The organism is Lysinibacillus sp. NPDC097231 (assembly GCF_044761885.1).
Taxonomy (GTDB): Bacteria; Bacillota; Bacilli; order Bacillales_A; family Planococcaceae; genus Lysinibacillus.
Map to the genome: position 1 here is coordinate 24,930 of NZ_JBIWDH010000011.1, position 22,861 is coordinate 47,790.

21 protein-coding genes are annotated in these 22,861 nt (G+C 36.3%); 5 read left to right on the forward strand and 16 right to left on the reverse strand.

Annotation, left to right across the window (positions count from 1 at the left end; genetic code table 11):
- Window positions 1-283: 283 nt before the first annotated feature.
- The 5 genes from ACIQXF_RS08870 to ACIQXF_RS08890 form a co-directional block, all read right to left on the reverse strand.
- Entirely contained in the window at window positions 284-1,108 is an 825-nt protein-coding gene (locus ACIQXF_RS08870) for a PP2C family serine/threonine-protein phosphatase (RefSeq protein ID WP_402781623.1), read from the reverse strand.
- Window positions 1,101-1,553: an HIT family protein gene (locus ACIQXF_RS08875; protein ID WP_402781626.1), complete on the reverse strand. Its 453-nt coding sequence runs from the start codon at window positions 1,551-1,553 to the stop codon at window positions 1,101-1,103. Before ACIQXF_RS08875 ends, ACIQXF_RS08870 begins: the two co-directional genes overlap by 8 nt.
- A 147-nt stretch (window positions 1,554-1,700) precedes the next feature.
- Window positions 1,701-2,885, reverse strand: coding sequence for an iron-containing alcohol dehydrogenase (locus tag ACIQXF_RS08880; protein ID WP_402781629.1), 1,185 nt, complete (start codon window positions 2,883-2,885; stop codon window positions 1,701-1,703).
- 228 nt (window positions 2,886-3,113) lie between these two features.
- Complete coding sequence (locus tag ACIQXF_RS08885) at window positions 3,114-3,842, reverse strand: 3-hydroxybutyrate dehydrogenase (RefSeq protein WP_402781632.1); 729 nt, start codon at window positions 3,840-3,842, stop codon at window positions 3,114-3,116.
- A 139-nt stretch (window positions 3,843-3,981) separates the two neighbouring features.
- The gene (locus tag ACIQXF_RS08890; RefSeq protein ID WP_402781635.1) at window positions 3,982-5,502 is read right to left on the reverse strand and encodes a CoA-acylating methylmalonate-semialdehyde dehydrogenase; all 1,521 of its coding nucleotides are present in this window, start codon (window positions 5,500-5,502) and stop codon (window positions 3,982-3,984) included.
- A 388-nt stretch (window positions 5,503-5,890) separates the two neighbouring features.
- Between ACIQXF_RS08890 and ACIQXF_RS08895 the strand changes: the two genes are divergently transcribed.
- Window positions 5,891-6,508, forward strand: a complete 618-nt coding sequence (locus tag ACIQXF_RS08895) for a TetR/AcrR family transcriptional regulator (protein WP_402781638.1) — start codon at window positions 5,891-5,893, stop codon at window positions 6,506-6,508.
- Between the two features lie 252 nt (window positions 6,509-6,760).
- On the opposite strand, the gene ACIQXF_RS08900 is transcribed toward ACIQXF_RS08895, so the two are convergent.
- From ACIQXF_RS08900 to ACIQXF_RS08925, 6 genes are all read right to left on the reverse strand, one after another.
- Entirely contained in the window at window positions 6,761-8,767 is a 2,007-nt protein-coding gene (locus ACIQXF_RS08900; protein WP_402781641.1) for a putative bifunctional diguanylate cyclase/phosphodiesterase, read from the reverse strand.
- Window positions 8,768-8,796: 29 nt separating this feature from the next.
- Window positions 8,797-10,953: an RNA degradosome polyphosphate kinase gene (locus ACIQXF_RS08905; protein WP_402781644.1), complete on the reverse strand. Its 2,157-nt coding sequence runs from the start codon at window positions 10,951-10,953 to the stop codon at window positions 8,797-8,799.
- On the reverse strand, window positions 10,943-12,496 hold the full coding sequence (locus ACIQXF_RS08910; RefSeq protein ID WP_402781647.1) for a Ppx/GppA phosphatase family protein: 1,554 nt from the start codon (window positions 12,494-12,496) through the stop codon (window positions 10,943-10,945). Before ACIQXF_RS08910 ends, ACIQXF_RS08905 begins: the two co-directional genes overlap by 11 nt.
- Window positions 12,497-12,712: 216 nt before the next feature.
- Window positions 12,713-13,615: a chemotaxis protein gene (locus ACIQXF_RS08915; protein ID WP_402781650.1), complete on the reverse strand. Its 903-nt coding sequence runs from the start codon at window positions 13,613-13,615 to the stop codon at window positions 12,713-12,715.
- Between the two features lie 68 nt (window positions 13,616-13,683).
- Window positions 13,684-15,006, reverse strand: coding sequence for an MFS transporter (locus ACIQXF_RS08920; protein WP_402781653.1), 1,323 nt, complete (start codon window positions 15,004-15,006; stop codon window positions 13,684-13,686).
- A 307-nt stretch (window positions 15,007-15,313) separates the two neighbouring features.
- Window positions 15,314-15,631 (reverse strand): winged helix-turn-helix transcriptional regulator, encoded by a 318-nt coding sequence (locus tag ACIQXF_RS08925; protein ID WP_402781656.1) that lies wholly within the window; start codon window positions 15,629-15,631, stop codon window positions 15,314-15,316.
- A 157-nt stretch (window positions 15,632-15,788) separates the two neighbouring features.
- On the opposite strand from ACIQXF_RS08925, the gene ACIQXF_RS08930 reads away from it, so the two are divergent.
- Window positions 15,789-16,181: a DoxX family protein gene (locus ACIQXF_RS08930; RefSeq protein WP_402781659.1), complete on the forward strand. Its 393-nt coding sequence runs from the start codon at window positions 15,789-15,791 to the stop codon at window positions 16,179-16,181.
- 182 nt (window positions 16,182-16,363) lie between these two features.
- Here ACIQXF_RS08930 and ACIQXF_RS08935 read toward each other — a convergent pair whose 3' ends face one another.
- The 3 genes from ACIQXF_RS08935 to ACIQXF_RS08945 all read right to left on the reverse strand — a co-directional run bounded on the left by ACIQXF_RS08935 (window position 16,364) and on the right by ACIQXF_RS08945 (window position 18,005).
- Window positions 16,364-17,230 carry an NAD(P)-dependent oxidoreductase gene (locus ACIQXF_RS08935; protein ID WP_402781662.1) on the reverse strand — a complete coding sequence of 289 codons (867 nt, stop codon included), beginning with the start codon at window positions 17,228-17,230 and terminating at the stop codon, window positions 16,364-16,366.
- Between the two features lie 317 nt (window positions 17,231-17,547).
- Window positions 17,548-17,724, reverse strand: coding sequence for a Spo0E family sporulation regulatory protein-aspartic acid phosphatase (locus ACIQXF_RS08940; RefSeq protein ID WP_402781665.1), 177 nt, complete (start codon window positions 17,722-17,724; stop codon window positions 17,548-17,550).
- Window positions 17,725-17,816: 92 nt separating this feature from the next.
- Complete coding sequence (locus ACIQXF_RS08945) at window positions 17,817-18,005, reverse strand: hypothetical protein (protein WP_402781668.1); 189 nt, start codon at window positions 18,003-18,005, stop codon at window positions 17,817-17,819.
- Window positions 18,006-18,130: 125 nt separating this feature from the next.
- Between ACIQXF_RS08945 and ACIQXF_RS08950 the strand changes: the two genes are divergently transcribed.
- From ACIQXF_RS08950 to ACIQXF_RS08960, 3 genes are all read left to right on the forward strand, one after another.
- Window positions 18,131-18,319 (forward strand): YkvS family protein, encoded by a 189-nt coding sequence (locus ACIQXF_RS08950; protein ID WP_053483503.1) that lies wholly within the window; start codon window positions 18,131-18,133, stop codon window positions 18,317-18,319.
- An 80-nt stretch (window positions 18,320-18,399) separates the two neighbouring features.
- Entirely contained in the window at window positions 18,400-19,014 is a 615-nt protein-coding gene (locus ACIQXF_RS08955; protein ID WP_402781671.1) for a CPBP family intramembrane glutamic endopeptidase, read from the forward strand.
- A 61-nt stretch (window positions 19,015-19,075) separates the two neighbouring features.
- Window positions 19,076-19,762: a hypothetical protein gene (locus ACIQXF_RS08960; protein ID WP_402781674.1), complete on the forward strand. Its 687-nt coding sequence runs from the start codon at window positions 19,076-19,078 to the stop codon at window positions 19,760-19,762.
- Window positions 19,763-20,817: 1,055 nt separating this feature from the next.
- Here the strand turns inward: ACIQXF_RS08960 and ACIQXF_RS08965 are convergent.
- Both ACIQXF_RS08965 and ACIQXF_RS08970 read right to left on the reverse strand, forming a co-directional pair.
- On the reverse strand, window positions 20,818-21,264 hold the full coding sequence (locus ACIQXF_RS08965) for a MarR family winged helix-turn-helix transcriptional regulator (RefSeq protein ID WP_402781676.1): 447 nt from the start codon (window positions 21,262-21,264) through the stop codon (window positions 20,818-20,820).
- Window positions 21,265-21,384: 120 nt separating this feature from the next.
- Window positions 21,385-22,803 (reverse strand): PAS domain-containing sensor histidine kinase, encoded by a 1,419-nt coding sequence (locus tag ACIQXF_RS08970; RefSeq protein ID WP_402781679.1) that lies wholly within the window; start codon window positions 22,801-22,803, stop codon window positions 21,385-21,387.
- Window positions 22,804-22,861: the final 58 nt, after the last annotated feature.

Consider the following 22,861-nt stretch of genomic DNA (forward strand, 5'->3'; position numbering starts at 1 on the left):
AATGAATGATGATTCACTAAAAATATTACTATATTTTCTCGTATATGTCATATTAATTCTACAAAACGATAGAAATGATTGAAGTTGAATGGTCCTACTAGCAGAGATTCGTATGTTACGGGGTATTTGCTTCAGTTTCGGGGTATTTTTCCTGTCGCGCGGGTATTCGCTTCTCTTTCGCGGGTATTTCCCTGGCGTGCGCGGGTATTCGCTTCTCTTTCGCGGGTATTTCCCTGGCGTACGCGGGTATTCGCTTCTCTTTCGCGGGTATAGTTAGAATCCATTAAGAACTTGCTTCCTGATCACTTGCTCTCGTAGCCTCTTTTGATATGTTGATATTCCAAAAAACGATGGTAGTGCTGTCTCTTACACCATTACGTCTGATGTTCTTTAACATGGACTCAATGCTTTCATTATCTTTAGAATTTAAAAAGGAATTATAAATATTAACAGGGTTAGAATAGGGTTCATTTGGACATTCAATTAAACCATCTGTAGTTAATAAAAGACGATTTTCTCCTTTTCTTAATTCCTTTATTCCAATACTATAACAAGGAACATCCTGTTCAAACGTATTAACCTGCCCTATCCATTCGTAAAATTGTCTTTGATTAATTTGAAATTGACCTAGTGCAGCCAGCTCTTGGTGAAATAAAAATAGAACACAGTCCCCAACAGAAAACCACCACACATACTTTTCCTTTCTAACGACAATTAAGCACGCTGTTTCTCCTGTAATATTTCTGCAAACAGTTAAAAACTTTTCAGATTGAAATATACTTAAGATCTTTTCTTCTATGCTTTTAAACGTTTTCTGGTTCGCCGGTAAAGATAATAAATGTTTGATTTCATTCTTATGACTAATAAATTGTTCTATGATGATTTCTGCACTCTCAGATGTATTATGAGCATCGAGTAAAATAGCAAATTCCCAATCTTCTTTTTTATCTAACCATATCAAACATCCATCTTCATTCTTATATTGTCCTGCATCGGAGTTACCACCATATCGCCCAACAATAACATGCTCGATTTGATAAAGATTTGGTTGATCAATGAAATTTTCTTGGCTACCTATCCAGCTAAAGTCTTCAATAAGTTTACTCATATGCATTATTCTCAATATATGTTTTTATTCGAGTACAAAGTTTAACAACTTCTTTATTGTCACCCATTGGTGCCTCTTCCCAATCATAAACAGCACTTGGTCCCCAGTACTGCTTCGGCGTATTGGGATAACGAGGAACTAGATGCATATGCAAATGCGGTACTGAATTTCCAGAAACAAATGAATAGATATGCTCTGCCTTTTCACATTCCATTATTGCCTTGCTAACCCTTGCCATAATAACCCCAAATGATTTTGCCTCTTCTACTGTCATATCCCCAAGTGTAGGTGCATGTCTTTTTAAATCAATCATAATATGACCTAAATAATTTGGAGCACCATTGTTATCAATATGTCCAACATAAACATATTCGTCTTCATAAATCATGACCCCTGAAGTTTGAATGTTGCCTGCGTGTTTATTACAAATAAAACAATCATCCATGAAAATCCCCCACTTTGTATATATTTTCTAAATTAATATAGATATATAATAATTAGAATACCCACCATTATTTTACATAGTATTAAAAATGGAGTTACAAAACGTTTATGCTTTGTAACCCCAGTAATTTTGCCATTTTTTTAAATCCTAGAACTCATAATGATAAGCTATTTTATAAAGCTCCATTAGCTCTTCATGTGTTGGCACCTTAGGATTATTTCCAGGGCTACCGCTGGCAATCGCATCCGTTGCCATTTTTGGAATGGCTGCGTAAAATGCTTCTTCATCAATTCCCCATTGCTTTAAATTACCTATATTCATCCCCTTACACATGTCCTTAATAGAAATAATAGCTAAATCGGCAAGCTCTTCTTGAGATAAAAAGGATTCATCCTTTTTAAAGAATTGTCCAATATCTGCGAGTCTGTCGATACAAGCATCTTTTGAATATTCTAATACCGCTGGCAAGAGCATGGCATTCGAAATCCCATGTGGCACATGGAATAAGGCTCCTATTGGACGAGACATGCCATGTACTAAAGCAACAGATGCATTTGAGAATGCAAGACCTGCTTGCATGGAACCTAGAGACATCGCCTCACGAGCATCAATATCGTTGCCTTGTTCATAAACCTTTAAAATATTATGAACGATTAAATCCATGGCAGATAATGCAAGTACATTCGAGTAAGGATGTGCTAAACGTGATAAATAGCTCTCAATAGCATGACTTAATGCATCAATACCTGTTGCTGCAGTGATGGCAGGTGGAGATGTAACCGTTAAGATAGGGTCAACGATAGCTATGTTTGGCATAAATGCAGGCTGCTTAATCATCATTTTTACTTCATTCTTTGTGTTTGTAATTACCGTTGCATCCGTTGCTTCTGAGCCAGTACCAGCGGTTGTCGGAATTGCAATATGAGGAATTGGTGCTTGCTCTGCCACTTTTGCCATTTTCATATAATCACCGATATAACCACCATTCGTTGCAACTACTGCGATGGCTTTTCCAGTGTCGATGCAGCTTCCACCCCCGACGGAAATAATGATATCACAACCCTCAGATTGCAAAACATTGAGGCCTTCTGCTACATACGTATCTATTGGCTCAGTTGTTACACCCAAATATGAAACCGCTTCCAATCCTTGAGCCTTTAACAAAGAACTACATTGATTAACGAAGCCAAGGCTATCCATTATTGGATCACTAATTACGAGAGCCTTAGTTCCCAGTTTTTTTGCATAGACCCCCACTTCTTCAAAAGAATCCCGTCCATAAACGATTGTGCCTGGTGAGTTTACTGTGAAGATTGTTTTTGTTTGAATCATATTTCATCCCCCTTAACTATTGTGCTGTATAACCGCCATCCAAAATAATGGCCTGCCCTGTTAATCCCTTTGCCTGATCACTAAAATCAATTTCGCCTTGGCGTAATTGCGTCCGGATTTTGAATTGTGCCTGCACAATTCATTCCTTTGAAAATCCGTGACATCCGCCGGAGGTTTTATCTTCATTCAGTAGACACCCCTGAAAAAGTAATCAAAATCGCATTCATCTCACCACATATAGAGTTGGGAGTCTTCTGCTGAATGAAGATAAAGTGCAAGTCCCGTAACTTCTGACACATCCAGTAAGCGTTTTTGAGGAACAAGTGGATAAAGTATCTGCTCCAGTACCTCCTCTACTTGAATCCCCCTTGTTTTTGCCAAATCCGTAAATTGATTGCGCACTAAGTCTGTATCGACATACCCTGGACAAATCGCGTTCACTGTTATACCTTCAGTTGCAACCTCCAATGCTGCCACTTTTGTTAAACCAATAACACCATGCTTCGCTGCATTATATCCAGCTTTACCCGCAAAGCCAATAACACCATTGATAGATGATATATTAATAATGCGTCCAAATTTATTTTTCTTCATATGTGGTAATGCATATTTCATTGCTACAAAAGGTGCAACAAGCATCACTTTTTGCATAGATTCAAAGATCTCTGTTGCGAAATCCTCGATGAGAGAAACATGCTGAAACCCTGCATTATTCACTAAGATATCAATTGTCTTGAATTTTTCAACAGTAAAATCAATCGCATCACATATTCCCTGCTCGTCCGTAACATCACAGGTGTATGCAGTTAGCCGCGGATTGTGCTTTGTTGTCTCCGCTAAAAGCTGTTCATTAATATCTGTGATGACCACATTCGCACCCTGCTCAGCAAATGCTATGGCTATGGATAGCCCTATACCGCGGGCTGCTCCAGTAATGAAAACTGTTTTTCCCTTCACGCAATATCCTCCTACATCCTTAAAGTAATAATATGATTACGAGTATCGTACCTATGATTCTTGAAAGCTAGTAAAGTTGTTTATAGTACGCTTATCCCCTAGAAAGAGCTGTATAGAAAAATACAGCTCTTCGATTCTATTAGTCGTTATTACTTGGGAATGCAAATGTAGATTCTGTCGATGCATTGCCTGTCAGCCAACGTTCTGATATTGTTTTTGTTTTTGTATAGAAGCGTGCCTGATCTGGTCCAAACATGTGTCCCTCACCAAAACGAGAACCTTTAAATCCTGCAAAATTATGATAACCAACTGGAATAGGAATTGGGACATTGACACCAACCATGCCTACATCAATTTCTGTTGTAAATTTACGAGCAGCTAGGCCGTCATTCGTAAAGATTGTTACACCATTTCCAAGCTCATGCTTGTTAATAAGTTGGATGGCTTCATCTAAGGAATCAACACGTACAACATTGCGGGCTGGTCCGAATATTTCTTGTTCATAAATTTCCATGCCTGGTTTTACATTATCTAGCAATGTTGGCCCTATAAAGAATCCTTTTGACTCTTTTACAATATCAAGCTCACGACCATCACAAACAACTGTCGCGCCTTCTGATTCCCCTCGATTGATTGCAGCAATAATAGCTTCCTTCGATTGCTGTGAAATGACAGGTCCAAAATCTGTCTCTGGATTTTTATATGAACCTACCTTCAAATTCAAAATTTTTTCCTTCAATATCTCCACTATACGATCCGCTGTGTCTTTGCCAACAGGCATAATCGTTGAAATGGCCATACAACGTTGGGAAGCGGCTCCATATGCTGCACCTATAAATGCGTTTGCTACCTGCTCAAGATCAGCATCCGGCATAACAACCATATTGTTTTTTCCACCACCAAGAGCCGTCACTCGTTTTCCGTATTTGGCGCCTGTTTCATAGATGTATTTGGCAACTGGAGTTGATCCTACAAATGAAATTGCTTGTACGATTGGATTTTCTAAAAGCTCATTGACGGCATCTTTATCACCATTGACCACCGTCCAAATGCCATCAGGCAATCCTGCTTTTTTCCACAACTCACTAACAAATAGAGCTGTCATCGGCACACGTTCAGATGCTTTTAAAATTACTGCATTCCCTACTGCAATGGCCATACTTGTTTGCGCTAAGGGCACCATAATCGGGAAGTTAAATGGCGAAATAGCCGCTACCACACCTAATGGATATTTTGCAGAGTAGGCATTAATCTGACCGCCCACATTGACAGAATACTCACCTTTCATTAAATGAGGTGCACCAATTGCTAAATCAACTGATTCAAGACCACGTGTAATTTCACCTTTTGCATCCTCTATTGTTTTACCACTCTCAGTACAAATAATTTGTAGAAGCTTCTCCATATTTTCAGTAATAAGGTTCCGGAACTTTAACACAACCTCTGCACGCTTAGCTACTGAAGTATCTCTCCATTGTGGAAATGCTGCCTGTGCCTTATCGATAGCCTCTCGTGTTTCTTCTGCGGTTGCAAGTGGAACTTTGGCAATAACCTCACCAGTTGTTGGATTGAACACCGAGCCAAAACGACCACTTTTTCCTTCAACTAATTCCCCATCAATAAAATGTTTTAATGTTTTAACTTCTTGTACTGTTGTCATATATGTCGTCCCCCTTTAAAGTTGTTCTATTTTACATCTTTCTTTTAAGCTAATAAGCTTCTGACATCTCATTTCTCCATATCCCTCTTGAAAAATATCATTGTAAAATCCCACTAATTCCCCCCAATTTGAAGTGGTTCCCCTTCAACTTTTCTATCTGTTGTAAGCCAACTCTACCTTGCGCGATGAATTTTTAATGAACACTAGCCAACTCAAATTTTTTATCGTAACATTAGAAACGAGAAACACTGAACGACCTCGGTCATTGACTACGGTCAATTAAATAATAATCAAATCATTTCCATATCGTCAACCTAAAATTTCGCATTTTCAGAATATTTTTATAAAAATTTATCCCACAACACTTAATCAGGAGGAATAATCATATATGAATTCATTAACTAATCGCCAAATAAAAGCACTAGAAACACGCGATAAATTACTTAAAACTTCCTTAGAATTATTTAATAAACATGGATTTGAGCATATATCTGTTGAACAAATTACTAAAGCATGTAATGTATCGAAGGGCACATTTTACACACATTTCCCATCTAAGTACGATGTTATTTTAGAAAAGTTTAAAGAACTTGATAGTTTTTATAGTACGGTGGAAGAAAATATTGACCGTTCTTTACCAGCAAGTGAAAAAATCCTACTGCTATACAAAGAACAAATGTTGTATCTAACTAATGTCGTGGGAAAGGATTTAATGCGAACAGTATATACTGCAGCGATGACAAATCAAGTGGAACAAGAACATTATTTAATTAGTCCACAACGAAAAATATTTCAAATTATGAACACTTATATTGAGGAAGGCATTCGACAAGGAGAGTTTCGTCAAGATTTACAGGTTTCTCAAATGCAGGCTATTATTCAACGATGTATGCGTGCAAATGTCTATGATTGGTTAATTCATAATGAGGACTTCAATTTAGCTACGGAGATGGCGCAATTTACGACTATCGTATTAGATGGATTAAAAGTTCACAATAAATTGTAGAAGTGCTTCTAAAGAAAGATCTTTTTTCGCTCAGGTTCTTCTATTTTTTGATCGGATGCAGGCCTTTTTTGCTCGGGTCCCCCTACTTTTGCTCGGCTCAGCTCTATTTCCGCTCAGGGATTTCCATAAATCGCTCAGGTTGACCTCTCTTCCGCTCAAGTCCTCCTAAAATTTGCATAGGTAGTAATCTCTTTCCTGAGCTCTACAAAAAAAGTAGCACTTCAATCAATCCATGAAGTGCTACATTATCATTTAGCTGACAAAATATTTCTCAACAATAGTTTCTACAGGTAACGGTTTGTTATATAAGTAGCCTTGCCCCTTTTGGCATCGATGGCGCTTTAGAAAATCGACCTGTGATGGCTCTTCAATACCTTCAGCAATGACCTCTAACCCCAAATTATGAGACATTGAAATAATAGCCTTGATAATGGCCTCATTTCTTTCATCCTTTGCAATATCAGCAATAAATGATTGATCGATTTTTATAATATCAATCGGATAACGCTTCAAATAGCTTAATGATGAATAGCCTGTGCCAAAATCATCAACGGAAACATAAACACCTAATTGCTTTAATTCAGTTAAAATAGAAAATGTTTCGTGAACATTAGTCATAGAGCTTTCGGTAATTTCCACTTCTAATAATTCAGGCGGAACATTATGTTTTTTCAAGGCATCATGAATCTTTCTAGCAAAGTTTTCTTTTCTAAATTGCTTCGGAGATATGTTAACTGCAATTCGTACTGGACGATACCCCTTCATGTGCCACTCTTTTTGATAGCGACACACTTCATCAATAATCCAATCACCAATCTCAATTATTAAACCTGATGCCTCTGCAATTGGAATAAACTGTGCAGGTGATACAAAGCCAAATTTACGATTATTCCATCGTAATAATGCCTCGAAGCTATTGATGCTATTATTAGTTAAATTCATTTGAGGCTGTAAATGAATACTTAGCTCATTAAATTCAATGGCACGGCGTAAATGTGCTTCCATCAATGCCTCATTTGGGAAAACGGTCGTCATATCTTCTCGATAATAGCGATAGTGTGATCGACCATTCTCTTTTACTGAAAATAATGCTTGATCAGCTTTACGTACAAGTGTCTCTAAATCTTTGCCATCTGCTGGGCTAAGGGAGATACCTATTGACACACTAATAAAGTATTCCTGCCCATCGATCATGAATGGCTCTTTTAAGACGTCTAAAATAGCGTTTGCTGTATGTTCAATTTTATTGATAGTTGCATCTTTTAGAACAAATATAAATTCATCACTGTTATAACGATAAAGTGAGCATTTTGAATAGCAAAGCTCCCGAAGTCTATGACTAAACATTCGCATAAGCTCATCACCCTTACTTTCACCAAGGGATTCATTAAACTTTTTAAAACGATCAATATCCACTAGAATAAGAGCTGTCTGCTTATTTGCATGCTTCTTTTCATTGATATGATGTTGCCAATGCTCTTTAAAAGCTTTTCGATTCCAAGTACCCGTTAATTCATCCACTAACGCTAGGTAATAAAATGCCTCATGATCATTCATAAATGAGTTGGCATCCTTTACAAATACATGTACACCGATAATTTCACCATTGAAGTACGTTGGATGTGTTTTTAAATAAAACGGTTCTTTACTTAGTAATTGACGCTTAAACAAGCATCTGGGCATACCAAATGCTGTCCCCTCAACAGTTTTTGAAAATAATAATTTAAATTCGTTGATATACTTACTCTCTAATAATGAAAAAATATCTAGTCCTATCAGGTTGTGATGTTCGCTGGATAATAGAGAAGTGGCAGCAACGTTTTGATGAATAATACGACCTTGTAAATCAGTTGTTAATACAGGATTTACATGTTGCTCCACAAATTGCAAATACGGTTCCACATTTTTTTGTTTCTCACGTAAAATAACTGCTACAATGGAATTTTCTAAATGTTGGACATGAACTAGAAATGTTTTTAATTTGTGACTCGTACCAATCTCTAGCCTTTGACCCGTATTAAATTCTTGTTGTAATAAATTCGATAATTGCAACCAGCATTGCTCCGTAAAAAAATGTTCTGCATTGGTGGCCTTCACATCCTGTAGCTCAATAAATAACGGTAGATTATCGTTAAAATTAACGACTTCAAATGCTTTTGTATCAACTTTTCTTAAACATACGACTGCATCAAATGGATTAAGTTGTATGACTTGTTGATAGTCTGCAAATTGCGCTACACTCTCTTTATATTTTTTCATTATATCCCTCACTAAGTAGCGTGTTTGCTTTATTCTTCGTCTAGCGTAGGCTTAAGTGCATCCTTTAAGAAAATTTCCTGACTATTAATTGGATTTTCACTACGATCAAACTCTTTGTAATGATATTTGCCATTGGAGTCTTGAATACGAGCTTTTGCTGTATCCCTTAATTGGGTGTTCATAATGTCAATAATACGGGCTTTTGCTTCACTTGCATATACAGGGAATAAAATTTCTACTCGTTTAATCATATTGCGTGTCATCATATCTGCCGAAGATAAATACACTTTGTTTTCCCCATTATGGTGGAACCAATATATACGAGAATGCTCAAGAAAACGGCCAACAATACTTGTCACTGTTATGTTTTCACTAATTCCAGGAATACCTGGTCTAATACAACAAATACCACGAATGATGAGCTCTACTTTTACCCCCACAATGGACGCCTCATACAGCTTCATCATTAAATCTTTATCTGTTAGTGAATTCATTTTTGCTCGAATAAAACCATTACCATGCATCTTATGGCAAGTAATTTCTTCATCGATTAGCATGATAAATTCATCCCGTATATCGAACGGTGCCACGACTAAATGATTAAAGGTTGGCTTCTCTGTATAACCGCTTAAATAATTAAAGAAGTTAGTGGCGTCAATCCCAAACTCTTTATCTGTCGTTATTATGCCCATATCTGTATAGATTTTTGCAGTTGCATCATTATAATTTCCTGTTCCAAGATGTACAAAACGCTCAATTTTTTTATTTCGACGGCTTACAACTAACGTTATTTTAGAATGTGTTTTTAGATTATTCATACCGTAAATGACAAGGCAGCCAGCTTGCTCTAGTTGCTTTGCCCAGTGCACATTATTTTCCTCATCAAAGCGTGCCTTCAATTCAACTAAAACCGTTACCTGTTTGCCGTTTTCTGCTGCTAATTTTAATGCTTGTATAATGGGAGAATTACCACTTACTCGGTACAATGTTTGCTTGATTGCTAAAACATTCGGATTAACAGCCGCCTCTGAGATAAAATCTACAATTGGCGCAAACGACTCATAGGGATGATGGAAAAAGATATCCTGTTGCAATGCCTTTTCAAAAATATTTTCATCTGATTGTAAATCTAAAGGAGGCTGTGGGATAAAGCTTTCATATTCTAAATGCTCTCGACCTACAGATATACCTTTTACAAATGAGAACATAAATGTTAAATCTAAAGGGCCATCTATATGAAAGACATCCGTTTCTTCAATTTCAAATTCATCTAGTAAGTATTTAAGAACCTCCTCGTTCATTTCACCCTCACGCACTTCTAGACGGCTACCTACTCCCCATTTACGCTTTTTCAGCTCTTTTTCAATTTCAACAAGTAAATCCCTTGCACCTTCTTCATGAATTGTTAAATCCGCATTACGTGTTAAACGGAATGCCTGTGCGGATTTTACACTATAACCATAAAAGAGCTTTTCTATATGTGCTACAATTACATCTTCTAGTAAGACAACGACTGTTTCACCTTCTGCTGAAGGTACTTTAATATAACGATCTAAAACAGATGGTACTTGGACAATCGCTACTTTTTCACGATTTTCTAAGTCTGTTTCATCGTGCTCTAATAAGACAAGTAAATTTAATGTTTTACCTAGCAAAGTCGGAAAAGGACGATACGCATCAACGGCTACGGGTGTTAAAACAGGGAAGATTGTTTCTGCAAACATTTCATTAATAAATGCCTTTTGCGCACTATTTAAGTCTTTCATGTCTGCAATATGTACATTATGTTGTGGTAATAAATCATATATTAAATGTCTGTATACTTCAGTTTGTCGACGCACTAATGCCTGAGTGCGTTCTGCAATTTTCGCTAATTGCTCTTTCGGTGTTAGGCCTGATTTATTTTCAGCCTTATGGAAGCCTGCACGTACCTGATCTTGTAAACCTGCAACACGTACCATGAAAAATTCATCTAAATTCGAGCTAAATATAGCTAAAAATTTTAGGCGTTCTAGCAGAGGATTATTAACATCCTCTGCTTCCTCTAAAACACGTTCGTTGAAGGCTAACCAGCTTAATTCGCGATTATTATAATATTGTGGCTTTGCGATTTCCTCTAGTAACCGACTATGTGTTTCAGAAAATTCTTCTTCATGTAACTGATTTTTTGTAATGTCAGTTGTCATAATTGCTCAACCCTTCTTCAATAAAGTTTATTTTTATAGGTATCTTTAATGCTCGTTCAAGATGTTTTTTGTGTCGATCGACTTGATACTTTTCAGCAGCTGCATTGTTTTTTACATATATACTAAGTTGTACATAGTCCTCCTCATTGTTCATCTCAATAGCTTGTACAATCCTTCTCTTCGATACATTTAATGCATAAACAAATTTTAAAAGCGCTCCAAAATCTCGTATTTTGCGATACTCCTCACGGTTCATCCATTCTATAAAAGGAGCAGCAAAACGTTGATAATAATCCCTATTTTTATACGAAGCTAGAAGTGCTAATTTCACACGTTCCTTGTGGTTTAGCCCATCTATAGATTGATTTGCAATTAAATAAAAAGTATGTTGACTTGCAGAACTTAACTCAATATACTCTCCGATATTAAAAACTTTCGCCGCTTTCATTAATAATTCCAAATCCTTTGGATTATAATGTAAATATTTCAAGTGGCAACACTCACGATAGAATTGATCTGTTAGATGAATGAGATAGTCCACTTCTTCCTCAGTTCGACCATATTGGCGAGCTAATCTTCTAGCGTTTCCATCAAACACATTATACTTATCAAAAGCACTCGCATCAGTCTGCAAAATACGCTGGATAATGAGCCCCTCGCGCAAACCCTTCTTCGTTAGTTGGAACATTTCACTGCCAACGACTTCCATTAACACGCGAAAAACTTCTAATGCTGGGACAATGATATCGGCACGATCAGCTGAAAGTCCATCTAACTGTTTCAATTCATTAAAGCTTAAATTGCCTAAAAATACACTAAGCTCCTCTAAATTTCCCTTAGTCATTTCGTAGCCATGAACACTTGCTATTGGATATGCATGTTTTTGTTGGTGAATTTGAGCAATATTCCTCGCACTACCACCAATAGCGATAATCGGTAATCCAGTATCCTGAATCCAAGGAAGTGAATTGAACTGCTCTTTTATAAATGCAATAAGTTCCTTTTTTTCACTACTATTCATAATGTCGCCCTTCACAAAACGTTGCTTTAATGATACCGTACCGAATGGAAAACTATAGGATTCCTTAAGCTCTTTATTTTCGAACAGTGTAATTTCTGTACTACCACCACCGATATCGATGGTTACTGCTGACTTTGTGCCTATTGAATGCGCTACAGCAACAAAACCGTAGTATGCCTCTTCTTCCTCAGATAAAAGCTCTATTTGAATACCCGTCCGTTCCTTCATTAAAGCAATAATTTTGTCTCTGTTTGTAGCTTGACGAATTGCCGCTGTTGCAGCCGCTTTAACGTCAGTCACTTCAAAATCATCAAGCATTGCTTTAAAAGTCAATAATGTCTCCGTTAAAACTTGGATTCCTTCATCAGACATTTCTCCTGAGGGCTGTAAATATGTACGTAAACGTGCAACCGTTTTAATATTTCCAAGCTCTCGAAGCCCTTCTTCTTTTTCGTATTGGTACAATACTAATCGAATGGTGTTTGAGCCAATATCAATGATAGCTGTTTTTAATTCAATCAAATAATCACTTCCTTAACGCATACATACATAGTCTTAGTATTTTGTTCAAGCACCTTGATCTATACAAAAAGTCGGAACCTAAAAAGGCATCCGACTTTCTTTTAGTTATTCATATACTTCCAGGATACCCATTATTAATATTGTGAAGTACCTTTTTTAATTTTATCCTGCATGAACTGGCGCCCGCTGATCAATTTCGCCTTGGCGTAATTGATTTTATAGAATTAGCTGGTCTACACGTAAAATAAGCTCTGCAATTTCTGGCTTACTAATTTGATCCTCCGCTCCTACTTGATCGCCTTTATGACGAAGATCGTCTGTAATTAAGCTAGAGAAAATAATGACAGGAAGCTTTTGAAGATCTGGATGCTCCTTAATTTTACGCGTTAAATGATGCCCATCCATTTGTGGCATTTCAATGTCCGTCACTACTAATTGTATATGCTCGGCTACATCGCTACCACCTTTAACAAGTGACTCTAAGTATTCATAGGCATCACGACCGTTTTCAAAGAATTCGACATTCTCATAACCAGCTTCATTCATTGTATCGAATAATAATTTACGTAATAATGGCGAGTCTTCAGCAATTAAAATACGTTTTTCAGAGCGTTGACGTTTACCAAGCTTTTTAACAGATTCTACACTAATACCTGAATCAGGATTAATGTCCACCATAATCTTTTCGAAATCTAGTAATAGAATCATTTCCTCATTTTGCTTAATAACACCGATTACTTGTGATGTTCCACCCTGATACATATCAGAAGGTTTCTCGATTTGATTCCATGAAATACGGTGAATTTGAGTAACGTTATCAACATGGAATACTACGCGTTGCTTATTAAATTCAGCTACAATATATTTTTGTTGAGGATTACGCTCTGTGCTTTGAATTCCTAGTACTCGAAGCATATCAACTACTGGAAGAACCTCACCTCGTAATTGAATAATCCCCTCTACATGCGGGTGCGCGTGTGGAATAAATGTTACTGGTATCGGTTGAATAATTTCTTTTACTTTAATAACGTTAATACCGAATTTATTGTTGGCTACTTCAAATTCAACGATTTCTAGCTCATTTGTTCCACTTTCTAATAATATTCCTTTATGTTCCAAAGCAACCCCGCTCCTTTCTGTTCAGCTTCTATTTATAATTCAATTGTATCATAGGCGATACATTTCTCCTACTTGCTATTTCCATTTTTATCATTAACTTTTAGATGTACCAATAGACCAATTACCGTCATCACAATTAATGTTGATAACGCTACTCGACTTGCTAACGTTCCGTAGTCCTTCATCCATAATGTGACCGTACCGTAGACTGCTGGCCCAATAATGGAAGATACTTTCCCTGAGAATGCAAACAACCCAAAAAATTGACCTCGTTTTTCATCTGGAGACAATTCAATAATATACGTTCTAGATGTAACCCACATCGACCCTAATGATATTCCAAACATACTACCAGCAAGCCAGAACATCCATTGTGCTGTCGCAAAGACAGCTAATGATAGAGCCACAATCATCAATACAGCTACCATCGTGATCGCACGTTTAGCTCCGACTGCTTTTGTAATATAGCCAAACGCAAGTGAGCCGATAATTGTTGAAACAGTAGATACTAAATAAAGAACGATAAACTGACCAGAAGTAAAGCCTACAATCGTTGTGGCATATATAGCCATCATTGCAATGGTAGTTGCAATAGCATCATTTATAAAGAAATACGCAATCATAAAAGTAAAAATTGCTTTATATTTCTTCATTTCTTTAAAGGTTTGAACAATTTCCTTATAGCCATCTAAAAACTTAGTGGTCTTACGTTGAGATCTTGGAATCGGTTTATCTTTATTAATAAAAAATAATGGCAATGAAAATAATAAATACAAAATTGCAGTTGGAATAAACGCACGATGAAAATCATTGTTTCCTACATACAAGTAAACAAGTAATCCAAAAATTGTACCTAAGTAACCAATTGCTACCCCATAGCCGGAAATAAGGGGCATTTCCTCCTTTGTCCCTAAATCACCCATCATTGAATCATAGAATACTAGACTTGAATTAAAGAAAAATTTCGCAATCACAAAGCTAGCTACAACTAAGAATAGACTAAGCGGTACTCCTGAATAATTTGTTGCTGTCTGTACATTTGCAAAAATCCCCATCATAAAGGTAAAGAAGATTGAAATCGATGCAAACCAAACAATAAATCTCTTTTTATAGCCAGTATTATCAACCCATACACCAAAAAGTGGTGAAAAAATAACAAGAAAAAAACTTGCAATGGCATTTGCATACGAAATAAAAGTGCTCGCCACCTGCTGCATGACTTCATTTGTTCCTAAAACCTCATCCATATAAAACGGGAAAAATATTGTATTAATGTTCGACGAAAATATTGTATTCGCAAAATCATAAAATGCCCATGACAGTATTGGCAGCGATAAATAAAGAGCTAGCTGACTTCGATGCTGTACATCTACCGGTGATTTCCGCTTCATAAAACCCCTCCCTATTCTTTATCATATTAAATTAATTTCTCCCTGTAATAAAAAGCAGTCTTTATTTAAAGAAAGTTAATACTATTTACAATATACATTTAATTTAATTGAACTAACACTCTTGAAAGATATACTTTTTAAAAATTTGTTGTTGCTGCCGCTACGTTTTCACTACGCTTACGCACAGACAAAACCCTTTTGCTTTCACAAAGTAGATATTTGTAGCTGTCGCTTTGCTTACGCACAAAAAAAATTGCTGAATGAATAAAAAAGATACCCAAGCCCCCTCGCTCGGATATCCACTGCATTATTCTTCTGTATTCACCCACATGGAAGACCATTGTTCAATTGCTCCAAGGACTGGTGCAAGTGCATGTCCTTTTTCTGTTAGTTCGTACTCAATCACTACTGGCGTTGACGGGATAACTGTCCGTGTCACTAAATGCTCACTCTCTAATTCTTTTAATCGCTCCGTTAACACACGACTGCTAATACCCAACTGCTTTTTAATTGTAGAGTACCGTTGAGGACCTTCTAATAACTGATAAATAAGCAAGGTATTCCACCGATGATTTAATATTTTTAACGCCTTTTCAAACCGTGGACAAATTTTTTTTTGCTCCAATTTACCTTCCTCCATAGTATTTCGTTCTTATATAACAGTATATCATTTTTACTAAAATCAGTTTCAAAAATAAAATTTAGTTACTTGACAAAAGTTGTTTTTAAAAATAAACTAAGTTACGAAATGTAAGTTAAAAAACAAAAGGAGTTATTAAATTATGCAAAATATTGGTTCAACTATTTTACGTGTCGTTCTTGGCATTATCTTTGCAGTTCATGGATATCAAAAGTTTCAAAGTGGTATCAGCTACACAGCAGATTTTTTTGATGCAATTGGAATACCGGGCTTCATGGCTTATATTGTTGCCCTTATAGAACTAGTTGGAGGAATAGCAATTATTCTAGGCTTAGGTACAAGACTTTTTGGGGCCTTATTGACAGTGACAATGATTGTTGCCATTTTTACAGCGAAGCTTAGTGTCGGCTTTATCGGCGCTGACGGATTAGCTGGTTATGAATTAGATTTAGCTTTAGGTGCAATTGCTTTATACTTTGCCCTTGCCGGAGCATCTAGCCTTTCTTTAGACGCAAAACTGTTTGATAAAAAATGATGCTTCCGTAGCTTTCTATTTTCTGTGTGGTAGTAAGCTGCTTTATATAAGAAAACCCGAAGTATCCACTCTTCCATAAGAGGATACTTCGGGTTTCCTAAATTATTTGCTTTCTATTTCAGTAAAAATAGTATGCACTGTTATCTATGATGAAATCGTGAAGCGTATGCGTTTTCTAGAAATTATTTATAAGCCTTTAGAAGTGCCTGTGTACCATTTTCACCATAGCCCTCTTCAATTAGCTTTTTATACATTTCGTAAGCAAGTGCTAAACCTGGTAATGTAATCCCCATTTTTTCAGATTCGTCTAAAGCAATTTTCATGTCCTTGACAAAATGCTTAATATAAAAACCTGGGGCAAAATCTTCTTTGATCATACGGGGTGCTAAATTACTTAACGACCACGATCCTGCTGCACCAGACGAAATGGATTGCAATACTGTTGGTAAATCAAGCCCTGCCTTTAAACCATAAGCCAGCGACTCACACACACCAATCATTCCTGAAGCTATAACTACCTGATTACACATTTTGGCATGCTGTCCTGAACCAGCTTCGCCTTGATACACAATATTTTCACCAAAATGTTTCATGACAGGTAAAACTTTATGGAAAGTGGCTTGGCTTCCACCAACCATAATTGATAAAGTACCATTTTGAGCACCGATATCTCCCCCAGAAACAGGTGCATCTAACGCCTCTATCCCTAGTTTTTGGGCATGTTCAAAAATTTTCTTTGCTAATGTGGGTTCTGAAGTAGTCATATCAATAACGATATTGCCTTCTTCTACTGTTTGAAATAATCCGTTTTCCCCAAAATAAACTTCCTCTACATCTGAAGGGTATCCGACCATCGTAAAGGCTATTTCCTTATTTTTAAATGCTTCTGCTGGGGAGCTTGCCCAAGCCGCCCCTAATGCCATAAGTGGTTCAGCTTTCTCTTTGGTGCGTGTATAAACCGTAACTTCATGACCATTTTGTAATAAATGCTTAACAATGCTTGCCCCCATTACACCTGTACCGATAAATGCAATACGCTCTTTTCCCATTATGTAATACTCCTTTGTTAGAAAGGGCTATCGATAGATTCTTTTTACCATTTTTCAAATCTTCACGAGTAGCACTTATTGTATCTTTTCAGTGTAGTAGAATAAGTTCGAAAATTCAAACTCTCCTTATGACTTGTACTAAAATTTTTATATTTAGCATATATACGAATAAACAAAAAAGAGAGCAAGTGATGGGGTGTCACTGCTCTAAAGGGGGAAATGAGAATGTTGCTGTGTTCTTTATAAGTATCCCCCATTGAATGCTTTTTAAACATATTTTTTAAAAAGTTTATACTCTGAATACTGGAACATTCTATTTACTCTTCTTGATCTTCTTCGTCTTCAAATGTTGTCTGTCTATAGTAAGTGTTCATTAACTGATCTAATCTGCGACTCAGTTGAATGGTTTTTGCATTTTGTAACCCGTTTTCTACACCTGAGCGAATCATCATCTCACGAGTTTGTTCCATTTGTTTCAAGAGTAGATTGACCATTCATGCAACCCTCCACATACAAATAATCATACCATTATTATACATTTATATTTCATTTCTTACAGCATTAACTTACGACAATGTTCGACAAATTAGCTTCTAGGAATTTCCAAATAAGTGTAAATCACTCGTCCATTTTGTTTGGCCTCACCTCTGAAATGTTTGAATAAAGGGTGTTTTACAAGTACTTCTCGAAATTCATAAAATTGTTCCTTTTCAATTTCTATACTGTTTAATTCCCCATTTTGTAGTTGTTTAAGCATGTTTTCGTATTTTTCCATTAATACTATTCCTTTCTATTTAATCATTTTGTGTATTAAATTATGAATTATTCAAAAAAAGCTTTACGTATTTCATTTTTTATTGCAAACTGTATATTATTAGTCGATGAAGGAGCTGACTGTCTGTGAAAATAGCTGAAGTTGGAAATATTATCGAGTTTAAAGATGGCTTACAAGGTATAGTCGAAAAGGTAAATGAAAATTCGGTGATCGTTGATTTAACATACATGGAGAATTTTGATTCCCTTGAAATTGAAGAAAAAACGGTCGTCAACCATAAACGCTACAAAATTTTATATACAAATGAAGCTTAATAGTCTGAATAGTCCCTATTTGTCTTTATAGATGATATGGGGCTTTTTTTTTGATAAAATCAATGCATGGAGGTCGAATTATGCTTACAAATTCGAAACAAACAATAATACTTCTCCTTTCTTTATTATTCGTTTATGGCATGCTAGCTTTTACCTTTGCTAACCAAACTGTATTTTGGTACTTATATACATTTACTTTACTTGTATGTATTGCCATTGCAATTTTGGTTGGTAAAATCGAAGATCAGTTACCAACCTGGCAATTTTTACTTTTTGGTATCGGATACGGTACAATAACATACGGTATCATACGTTTTGGCTATTGGCTAACACCATACATTAGTGATTCGTTAGTTCAAACAGTACAAAAATTTCTAGCAAATTATGGACCACAAAATATTTGGCACTATATTTTACTCGTATTCATAGTTGCTATTGGTGAAGAACTATTTTGGCGCGGCTATATTCAACAACAGCTGAAACGCTTTATGCGTCCCACTTTGGCTGTTATTGTCACTGCAATTTTATGCGCTATCTCCATTGCATTAAGTGGCTTTATGCTTGGTATGGTTGCTGCACTTGTAACTAGCCTAATTTGGGGCTTTTTATATGAATGGCGTAAAAGTATGCCACTTGTTATTGTTGCCCATGTAGTTTTTGTACTATTATTGTTTTTAGTGTTACCTTTATCATAACATTAAAATTTGGAAACATTTTATCTTAACCAACGTTTAATTTAGAAAAGGAGGGCTTTTCATGCCAAAAAAATTATTTTCCTTATTTGCCTTATTACTAACAGCCATTTTAGTTGTAGGATGTAATACTTCTGATAAAACAGAGAATTCTGATGCTCAAGAAAACGAGCCATCAAATACATCGGCTGAACAACAACCATCTGACGATGAAACTACTGGTGAATCACCAGAAACGCCTACATCAAATGATACTGAAACAGACACTTCTGCTACTAAGCCGCAACAAGAAGTTCAATACGTACAAAAAGGTGTAGATAAAACTGAAAAGGCAACTGAATCTAAAAGTGCTGAACAAGACTATAAAATGCAACAACTACCAGGATTTACACTTTCTCAAGAAGAACCTGGTAAAGACATGTTAGTTTCAAATGAAAATGATCAAGTGTTTATGCGTATTGAAACAATTGATGCTTCAGAATCGAGCTTTGTTGATGTAAAAACATCCATGCAAGATTATATGAATGCTGTTGGTGAAACAGTAGCATTATCTGCTGAGAATCTAGCTGCATTTAAGGATGTTAAAAACATTGAGGGCTACGTTGTTGAATTCGATACAGAAAAAGAAAAAGTGACAGGCGTTGTTTTTGAAAAAGACGGCTTAATTACAAAACTAACAATTCATGATAATAATGATCAGGATTTAACAGATGCTATGCTCAATATGGCAGCAACCATTTCTAAAAAATAATACGTCAAGGAAGACTGTAGACAACTTGTTCTACAGTCTTTTTATTATTGATATTAGCTCTACGACTATGTGTAAGAGGCGATAGCATTCGTCGGTACGGTTTTAGTTGCACCTCACCTATCAATTGATATAGAGCCTTTTAAGCCACAAAAGCGACTACTCTAAAATCCGAACCACCAATATAACTGGTAATTTCATAGTGTTGAAAAACTATTATGTCAATGAAATTATAGTGATTTAAAAAAAGTATAACTTTTCGGCAAACTGAGGGGTTGATTTCCGTTCCGACTGGTCGCTTTCCTGGGGGCGTCCGATGAGCCGCTTCACTCGCGTTGCTCGCTCCAGGGTCTCATCTGTGACGCTAATCCCCAAGGAGTCGACCAGTCTCCACTCCAATCAACCATTTCACTAAGTGTGTATCTTCCTGCATTCACATTAATTTATAGTGATAAATTGATAGCTCAACACTGAGTGTTTTATATGCAAAAGAAAACGGGTGCGAAAGCGGAGAGACAGCAACATATGCTTTTATATGCTTGCAATCGGTACATAAATCACTCTGTCCAATTACGATGAGTAGGCTTTTGATATACAGTAAATTTATAAAAGGTTACGCTATTTTTGATTGGAGTGGAAGGCTACTCGACTCCCGTGGGAAAGCGAGACAGGCGAGACCCTGAGGCCAACACGATGTTGGTCACGAAGGCATTGTCACAGGACGTGACGCACTTAGCCTTCGTTCCTTTAGCGGAGGAAGCGGCTCGGCGCTCGCCCACAGGAAGCCTTGCTCTGTGCGAAAGCGAAGCGTCAGCAATTGTTTTATCTGTGCGAAAGCGTAGCGACAGCAACAACAAAGCGAGTAGCCTGGAACGGAAATCACCTCAGCTAAAGTGCCTAATATTCACTAAGACTTTCCGACCATTTTGTTTTTCAACAATATACCACCAATATAACTGTTGGTTTGCTCTACGCGTGAAACGCTGGGGGACTGGCCCATGTCTATTTCAAAACTCATATATAAAAGAGTTGCCTCAAATTCATTGAGACAACTCTTTTTAATAAGACAAATCCTTAATAGACAACCCTAATTTTTTTATTAAAGTAATGGCTTCGTCTCTTTCTTCTACTGAAAGCACACTCATTAGTTCATGTAAATGCTGTTCGTGTTTTGGAAATAGCTCTCCCATGAACGCCTCACCTTTTTCTGTGATTTCAGCATAAGTAACACGACGATCCGATGGACAAGAGACACGTAATAAATACCCTCTTTTTTCAAGCTTATCAATGACATACGTAATAGACCCACTGGCTAGCAAAATTTTATTGCCAATTTGCTGTAAGGGTTGTCTTCCTTTATGATAAAGAAGCTCTAATACAGCAAATTCAGTTGGATTCAAACCATTATCCTGAAATAATTGATGGGTCTTTTCATTAATTGCTTTAAGTGCACGCGATAATACAATATATAATTTTAAAGATTGTCTTAAATCTTCTGACGTCATATTCTTTTCCTCTCAATTCGCTTTATACATGCCATTATAGCGATTTTAGAAAAGCAATGTCAAAAGCAATATTTGATTCCGTTCCATTTATGGCATTTTATACAACCATATTTACTTTCTCTATGTTACTAAATAAGCAGAATCTTTTGTGGATACATCCATTGTATCCATCTGATTAAATGTGTAAATTGGGAATTGCAAGTGGAAGCATGTCCCCTTCTGTAATTCACTATTCACACCAATTACACCTTCATGCTCTTCAATCACCTTTTTCACGAATGCAAGGCCCAGTCCTGTCCCTGATGACTTAGTCGTGTAAAAAGGTTGGAATAAGTTTTGAAGGGTAGTACTGTCCATACCAGCACCTTCATCTTTAATCCTTAGTTCTACAATCGTACAGTCAATGACATTCATTTCTACTGTAATGGTTCCACCGTTATTCATGGACTCCATCGCATTTTTTATAAGATTCATGAATACTTGTTTTAAACGATTTTCATTACCACCAATGTAAACTTGATTAGAAGGAGACATATATTGAATCATAATATTTTTCATAAGTGCATCTGGAAGCATAAACTCAATCACTTGCTTTACAATATTGTCTAGCTCTAATAATTCCACCTTCATACTTGTTGGCTTGGACAATACTAAAAGCTCGGATAAAATTTGTTCCATACGCTGAAGTTCACTATCAATAACTGATAAATACATGCGTGACTCATCATCAGCATTTAGCTTTAGTAATTCGGTAAAACCCTTCAACGATGTTAATGGATTACGAATTTCATGGGCAATACTCGCAGCCATTTGACCCACAACATTTAAAGCTTGCTGATGCTCAACTTTGTGTTGAAGTTGCTTCTTCTCCGTTTCATCATTAATGACTGTGACAATGATATTATTATATTCATCAAAAATACTGGAGATTTCATAATAACAAGTTCTACTAACTTGAGTTTCATCTATTACATGAATACTTGCATTTTTTTCACCCATTAGTTTAGATAGGTATGTTATAATTTGACCTTTCTTCATCGTAAATGAATCAAATATGTGTTGATGTGCCTTGTGAAGAAGCTGCGATTTTTCTATTCTTAAATACATCTCAGCATACCTATTTAGCCCAAGAATTATCCCGCTAGCATCACTTACAATAACAGCGTATGGTAAGTGATCATAAGCATTGAAAGACTGTAATCTCTCTTGCTCTTGACTAACATATAATTCATGAGCTATATCATTATTTAACGTTGAGATTTGTGCAACAATTTCTTCAGTGTTCGGATCATAAAAACATTTGAAGGACATCATTTCAAATTCGTTTCCAGCAGTACGAATATTAAAGATTTCTTCTGATCTTAAATCACTTTGTATTTGTTTGACAAACTTTGTCCATTTTAGATTTGATGGCTCGTCCATAGCTAGATAGCCAATATACGTTAAATTAAGGTTAAAAAGTTTAATAGCAGCCTCATTTACATTCAAAATTTTTCCTGCTTTATTCAGAATAAGTGTTGGTGACGAAGTACTTTTCATAAGATTTCCAAAACATTGATTAATATCATTTTGCTTCAACTTTCTCACCGAACCTTTC